General features: G+C 68.4%; 5 protein-coding genes and 1 pseudogene. 4 read left to right on the forward strand and 2 right to left on the reverse strand.

Annotated elements, in window-relative coordinates:
• The first annotated feature begins 105 nt into the window (after positions 1–105).
• From QPR87_RS19085 to QPR87_RS19100, 4 genes are all read left to right on the forward strand, one after another.
• The gene (locus tag QPR87_RS19085; RefSeq protein ID WP_285050852.1) at positions 106–2,370 is read left to right on the forward strand and encodes an adenosylcobalamin-dependent ribonucleoside-diphosphate reductase; all 2,265 of its coding nucleotides are present in this window, start codon (positions 106–108) and stop codon (positions 2,368–2,370) included.
• A 100-nt stretch (positions 2,371–2,470) separates the two neighbouring features.
• Complete coding sequence (locus QPR87_RS19090) at positions 2,471–4,018, forward strand: S8 family serine peptidase (protein WP_285050854.1); 1,548 nt, start codon at positions 2,471–2,473, stop codon at positions 4,016–4,018.
• Between the two features lie 19 nt (positions 4,019–4,037).
• Positions 4,038–4,292, forward strand: a complete 255-nt coding sequence (locus QPR87_RS19095) for a hypothetical protein (protein WP_128492982.1) — start codon at positions 4,038–4,040, stop codon at positions 4,290–4,292.
• On the forward strand, positions 4,292–5,221 hold the full coding sequence (locus QPR87_RS19100; RefSeq protein WP_285050855.1) for a DNA/RNA non-specific endonuclease: 930 nt from the start codon (positions 4,292–4,294) through the stop codon (positions 5,219–5,221). Before QPR87_RS19095 ends, QPR87_RS19100 begins: the two co-directional genes overlap by 1 nt.
• A gap of 6 nt (positions 5,222–5,227) precedes the next feature.
• Here the strand turns inward: QPR87_RS19100 and QPR87_RS19105 are convergent, their stop codons facing one another.
• Together QPR87_RS19105 and QPR87_RS19110 are read right to left on the reverse strand one after the other, a co-directional pair.
• Entirely contained in the window at positions 5,228–6,856 is a 1,629-nt protein-coding gene (locus QPR87_RS19105) for an acyl-CoA dehydrogenase family protein (RefSeq protein ID WP_285050856.1), read from the reverse strand.
• A gap of 80 nt (positions 6,857–6,936) precedes the next feature.
• Positions 6,937–7,243 (reverse strand): annotated as a pseudogene (locus QPR87_RS19110) (proline/glycine betaine ABC transporter ATP-binding protein); the annotation flags it as partial.

Below are 7,243 nucleotides of genomic sequence, written 5' to 3' on the forward strand. Positions count from 1 at the left end.
TTTCGCTTATATTCCAACCTCTCCTCTTTTTCCGACTTCAACCGGGCGGGTGCGGCTGTATAAGACCCGCTTGCCATTTCAGACCACGAACCAAGGACGCCCGCCATGAGCCGATTCTCAGCCCCTATCGCCGAACAGATCTGGGACATGAAATACCGGCTCAAGGACAGCGGCGGCCAGCCCGCCGACCTGTCGGTCGAGGACAGCTGGCGCCGCGTCGCCCGCGACCTTGCCCGCGTCGAAAAGGATCCGGCGCTGTGGGAGGACCGCTTCTATGCCGCGCTGGAGGATTTCAAGTTCCTGCCCGCCGGCCGCATCCTTGCCGGCGCCGGCACCGGGCGTGAGGTGACGCTGTTCAACTGCTTCGTCATGGGCACCATCCCCGACAGCATGGCCGGCATCTTCGACATGCTGAAAGAGGCCGCGCTGACCATGCAGCAGGGCGGCGGCATCGGCTACGACTTCAGCACCATCCGCCCGCGCGGGGCCGAGGTGAAGGGCGTGGCCGCCGACGCCTCGGGACCGCTGTCCTTCATGGATGTCTGGGACGCCATGTGCCGCACCATCATGTCCGCGGGCTCGCGCCGCGGCGCGATGATGGCGACGATGCGCTGCGACCACCCCGACATCGAGGCCTTCATCGAGGCCAAGCAGGACAGCGCCCGGCTGCGCATGTTCAACCTGTCGGTGCTGGTCACGGATGCCTTCATGGAGGCGGTCAAGGCCGACGGCCCCTGGGATCTGCAATTCGGCGGCAAGGTCTATCACACCGTTCGGGCGCGCGACCTGTGGAACCGCATCATGCGCGCGACCTATGACTATGCCGAGCCGGGCGTGATCTTCATCGACCGCATCAACCAGCAGAACAACCTGAACTATGCCGAGACCATCGCGGCGACGAACCCCTGCGGCGAACAGCCCCTGCCGCCCTATGGCGCCTGCCTCCTGGGCTCGGTCAACCTTGCCCGGCTGGTCGAGGCGCCCTTCACCGCGGATGCGCGCCTGAACCCCGAGGCGCTGGACGAACTGGTCCGCACCGCGGTGCGGATGATGGACAACGTCGTCGATGCCTCGAAATTCCCGCTGCCGCAGCAGGCGGCCGAGGCGCAGGCCAAGCGCCGCATCGGGCTGGGCGTCACCGGGCTGGCCGATGCGCTGCTGATGCTGGGCCTGCGCTATGGCGCAGCCGACGCGGTCGAGCAGACGCGAGTGTGGATGAAGGCCATCGCGCGCTCGGCCTATCTGGCCTCGGTCGATCTGGCCCGCGAAAAGGGCGCCTTCCCGCTGTTCGACGCCAAGAAATACCTGGCCTCGGGCTTCATGCGCCGCATGGATGCGGATCTGCGCGAGGCGGTGGCCCGGCACGGCATCCGCAACGCGCTGCTGACCAGCATCGCGCCAACCGGGACGATCAGCCTTTACGCCGGCAATGTCAGCTCGGGCATCGAGCCGGTCTTTGCCTATGCCTATACCCGCAAGGTGCTGCAAAAGGACGGCTCGCGCACCGAGGAGGAGGTCGTGGATTACGCCGTGCAGATGTGGCGCGACCTCAAGGGCGACGCGCCGCTGCCGGATTACTTCGTCAACGCCCAGACGCTGGCGCCGCTGGACCATGTCGCCATGCAGGCGGCGGCACAGGAATGGGTGGACAGCTCGATCTCCAAGACCATCAACTGCCCCGAGGACATCTCATTCGAGGATTTCAAGGACGTCTACCTGGCCGCATGGGACAAGGGCTGCAAGGGCTGCACCACCTATCGGCCGAACGAGGTCACCGGCTCGGTCCTGTCGGTCAGCGAAAAGACCGAGGAGGCGCCGCAGGCCGACAAGGGCGCCGACGTGGTCTATCTGACCGAGCCGCTGGACCGGCCGGCAGCGCTGGAGGGTGCGACCTACAAGCTGAAATTCCCCGGCAGCGAGCACGCGATCTATATCACCATCAACGACATCGTGCAGGGCGGGCATCGCCGGCCGTTCGAGGTGTTCATCAACTCGAAGAACATGGAGCATTTCGCCTGGACCGTGGCGCTGACGCGGATGATCTCGGCCGTGTTCCGGCGCGGCGGCGACGTGTCTTTCGTGGTCGAGGAGTTGAAGGCGGTCTTCGACCCGCGCGGCGGCGCCTGGATCGAGGGGCGCTATGTGCCCTCGATCCTCGCCGCCATCGGCGGGGTGATCGAGCGGCACATGATCGCCACGGGGTTCCTGGCCGGCGAAGGGATGGGGCTGAAATCCGATCCCAAGGCCGAGGTCATGGCGGTGGGCGAACGCCCGCGCGGCCCGGCCTGCCCGGCCTGCGGCCAATACGGCATGCGCATGATCGAGGGCTGCATGACCTGCCCCTCCTGCGGCCATTCGAAATGCGGCTGATCGGCACGGCCCGGCGCATCTGCCAGCCGGGCCGCAAACCGCATCTGGCGAAACTGCGTCAAAGGTGTAGCCTTGTGATTGCAGGAAGGAGCAGATGCGCATGTCCCGAAAGACCGCCCGCTATGTGATCGTCCCCGACGACAACGTCTTCAACGACAGCATGGAAACCACCAGTTTCCGGCTGTTCCGCGCCATGCACCGGCAGCTGTTCCGCGCATCGGGCGCAAAGCCCGCGGACAGCACGGCGCGAGGCGCCTGCGAGGGCTCGGCGCCGACGATAAGGCCGCGCCTGCGGCTTCTGGATACCGAGGTCGGCCGCATCCGGCTGCTCGATTCGATCGGCGAGAACGAAGCCTCGCTCGTCAGCATGACGCCCGAGCAGGCGCGCGAATTGCAGCGCGCCTATCCCGGCCTGCGCGTGCGGCGCGAGTTGCGGCTTTATCCGCTGCGCTACGGGCGGCTCAACATCATCCGCAAGGAGGCCAAGCCCGCCGCCTTCCGCTCGGCCAAGGAGCTTGAACTGCGCTGCGTGGATGCGGCCAGCGGCAAGCCGGTCGCCGGGGCGTCGGTGGTGGTGGTGCTGGACAGGAGGCGCGGCTTCGGCATCTCGGATGCGGTGACGGACAAGGACGGGCGGTTCCGCACGCCCCTGCCCGCCGGCCAGACCCGGATCGATGCGGTGATCTGCCAGCCACTGGCCGGATACTGGCCCGGCGGCGCCGAGGACATTCCCGTCGAGGCAGAGGGCGTGACCGGCCTGACCCTGTCCCTGATCCCGATCCGGGACGATTACGCCGACGGGCTGGAGCGGATGCTGGCACCGGCGAAAAAAACCGACGGGCGCGGCGTCCGCGTCGCCATCGTCGATACCGGCGTCGATCCCGCCAAGGGGCTGAACCTGGAACGCGGGCTGAACACCACCGGGACCGAGCCCGCCGACGAATGGTTCGACAACGGCACCGGCCACGGCACCCATGTCGCCGGCATCGTGGCGCGGGTCGCACCGGGGGTCGCGCTGCATTCCTATCGCGTCTTTGAAAAGGGCGACGGCGGAGCCAGCGAATTCGCCATCGCCCGCGCCATCCGCCAGGCCGTCGAGGACGGCTGCGACATCGTCAACCTGAGCCTGGGCCAGTCCTCGGAGCCGATCGCGATCTCGCGCGAGGTGCGCCGCGCCCGCGCCCTGGGCGTGGTCTGCGTCGCGGCGGCCGGCAACGACTACATGTCGCCCGTCTCATACCCCGCGCGCTCGGGCGTGGTGGCGGCGGTCTCGGCCGGCGGCATGCTGAACGCCTGGCCCGAAGGCGCGATCACCGGGCGCAACGTCGCAGACGATCCCGCCCCCATCCAGGACCGCTTTTTCGCCAGATTCAGCAATATCGGACCGGAAGTGGACTTTATCGGACCGGGGGTGGGGATTATATCTTGGGTCAACAAGACCTCGAAAGGGGTGATGGACGGCACCTCGATGGCTTGTCCCGCCGTGGCCGGGCTGATGGCGCGGTTGCTGTCCCGCACCCCCGAGATCCTTTCGGCAGAGCGCAACCAGCAGCGTTCCGACGACATTATGAAGATGGCGAACAGCCACGCCGTTCCGATCGGTTTCGGCCCCGAATACGAAGGCGCCGGCCTGATCGACCAGAGTTGATGGCCCAGAGGTGATGACCATGAAGGCGCAACACAAGAAGTCCCCGAGCTGCGTGCTCGTCTATTCCGATGACCGCGACCCCAGCCGCGAGGAAACCGCCGAGGTGCTGGACCAGCTGAAGCCGCTGCCCGCCGAAGAGGTCGTGCCGGGCACCATCCGGGTCAGGGGCAGCATGACCCAGGTGCGCAAATGCCTGGGCGATCTTGCCCATTGGCAGTTGGCGCAGGAAAAGATCTTTCGGCTCAATCCCCCGCACAAGGCGCAGTTGCGCTGATGCGGCACGGCTTCGGCCCGCCCGCCGGGCTGGACCCGCTGCGGGTGAGCGAGGCGATGCTGCCGCTGGAAAGCTATGGCGACCGCCCGGGCTACGACCCGGGCTTCGTCTTGCCGGATCACCCCCTGCCCCTGCCCGGCCCGGGCCGCTGGGCGGATGACCTGGTCGGCCTGATCCCCGAGGCCCGGCATCCGGGCCGGGACGAGACCGAGATCCGCTATACCCATTTCTCGGTCCGCATGTCGCGTTCGCGTGCCCTGCCGCTTTACAGCGCCTGCAATATCGACGGCAGCCAGTCCGAGCGCAACGTGCCGCGCAGCGACGTCTGGCGGCGCGACCCGCGCATCGACCCGCAAGTGCAGAACCTGCGCGAAGCCTATGGCCACGACCGGCAGGGCCTGTTCAGCCGCGGCCACATGACCCGGCGCGAGGATCCGAACTGGGGCACGCCGGAAATCGCGCGACAGGCCGATGCCGACACCTTCCACATCACCAACGCCGCCCCGCAGCGGCAGGGCTTCAACGCTGGCATCTGGCTTGCGCTCGAAGATTACGTCCTGGACAATACCGACCGCGCCAACCTGAAGGTGGCGGTCATCACCGGCCCCATGCTCTCGGCCCAGGACCCGGTCTATTACAATCGCCGGATCCCCATCGCCTTCTGGAAGATCCTGGCCTTCGTCCATGCCGGGACGGGGGAACTCACGACCATCGGCTATCGGCGCTCGCAGATGGATTACCTGCCCCGGCCGGCGGGCGGGCGTTTCGTCTTTGGCGATTTCCGCGACAGCCAGGTGCCGATCCGCGCCATCGAGCAGGAAAGCGGGCTGGATCTTGCCGATTATGCCGCGCTGGACGTGATGGCCGGCGCCTCGCCCGACATGGAAATCGCCGTCGGCAGGGCCGCCGATTTCTACCTGTCGCGCTGACCGGCATCACTCCGCCACCGGAAACCCCCGGGCCAGGATGCGCTCGGCAAGGGTCGCGGGAATGGTGCCGGGGGTGCGGCCCCGCTCGGCGCCAAGACGGGTGCGCACGAAAGCCCCGGCCAGATCGGCATCACCGTGGGCCAGCAGCACGGCGGCGGTCAGCAACAGCGCGCTGCGCTCGGCGAACCAGCGCGCCTCGGCCTCGGGCACGCCCCCGCCCCAGCACTGGCGATGCGCGGCCAGCGCCGCGTCATAGGCCGGCTCCAGCCCCTTGGCAGCATCCAGCCGCGCCGCCAGCATCTCGGCCGCCAGCGGCTCGCGCGCCAGCGTGCGCAGCGCATCGAGGCAGATCACGTTGCCCGAACCTTCCCAGATGCCGTTCAGCGGCGCCTCGCGGTAAAGCATCGGCAGGGGCGTATCCTCGACATAGCCCATGCCGCCCAGCACCTCCATCGCCTCGGCGACGACCTGCGGACAAAGCTTGTTCGACAGGTATTTCGCCAGCGCCACGCCGATGCGGGCGAATGCGCGATCCTCGGCGCCCCGGCCGTCGAAGCTGGCGGCGACATGCAGGCCAAGCGCCAGGCAGCCCTGCCAGTCCAGCACCAGATCGGCCAGCACCGCGCGCATCAGGGGCTGGTCGATCAGCCGGCGCTGAAAGGCGCTGCGACAGGCGGCCCAGTGATGCGCCTCGCGCAGCGCCGCCCGCATCAGCCCGGCCGGCGCCATGGCGGTGTCGAGCCTCGTGTGATGCACCATCTCGACGATGGTGCGGATGCCGTCCCCTTCCTCGCCGATGCGCCAGGCCAGGGCGCGCTGGTATTCGATCTCGGCCGAACCGTTCGAGCGGTTGCCCAGCTTGTCCTTGAGGCGCTGGATGCGGATGGCGTTGCGCCCCTCCTCCAGCCAGCGCGGCACCAGGAAACAGGTCAGCCCGCGCCCGGTCTGCGCCAGCGTCAGGAACCCGTCCGACATCGGCGCCGAGCAGAACCATTTATGCCCGGTCAGCCGCCAGGCGGCGCCGTCCGGCTCGGCCCGCGTGGTGTTGGCGCGCACGTCCGAGCCGCCCTGCTTTTCCGTCATCGCCATGCCCAGCGTCGCGCCCAGCTTGGCCGCCAGCGGCCGCACCGCCGGATCGTAGCGCCGCGACAGAAGCGCCGCGCGCCAATCGCCGGGCAGATCGCCGGCCGCCGAGATCACCGGGACGGCGGCATAGGTCATGGTCAGCGGACAGCAATGGCCCGGCTCGACCTGGCTGGCCAGATAGACCATGGCGGCATGGGTCAGGTGGCCGGCCGGCCCGCCCTCCCATGCCACCGAATGATAGCCGGCCGCGATGGAATCCTGCATGAAGCGGTGCCAGGCGGGATGAAAGCGCAGCTCGTCCAGCCGCCTGCCGCCGCTGTCGAACAGGACAAGCTCGGGCGGATGGCGGTTGGCATCGCGCGCGGCGTCGCGCATCCCGGCCCGGCCCAGCAGCGCGCCATAGCGAGCCAGCCCTTCGAGCGGCGCGCCACCCGCCGCCAGCATCGCGCGCAGCAGCGGATCATCGCGCCACAGGTCGCGGTCGCCGGGGTCCGCCGGCTGGTTCAGAACGTCATGCGTCCCCAGATCGGCCGTCGGATCGAGATGCATCGCCTGGGCCCTCCCATCTCCCTGCTGCCCGATCCTAGCCCGGAACGCCGCCCCGCCGCGAGTCCGTCGGCACGGGGCGCCTATTCGGCCCCCTCCCCCTTGCTCCCTGTATATGCGTTGATCGCATCCTGGAAGGGGATGACGCCGATGGTCTGGCCTTGGGGGTCCTGGACGCGCAGGGCCTGGAGGCGGTTTGCCGCCATGTGCTGAAGCGCCTCGGCGACCGTGGCCTCGGGGGCGATGGCGGCCTCGGGCAGGCTGTCGAAGCCGTGCTGGGCCAGCATGACCGCGCCGACCTTCAGCACCTTGCCGCGGTCGACATGCTGCACGAAATTCGCCACGTAATCGTCGGCCGGGCGCAGCACGATGTCCTGCGCCGTGCCCTGC

The sequence above is a fragment of the Paracoccus sp. SSJ genome (genome assembly GCF_030234105.1).
Lineage (GTDB): Bacteria > Pseudomonadota > Alphaproteobacteria > Rhodobacterales > Rhodobacteraceae > Paracoccus > Paracoccus denitrificans.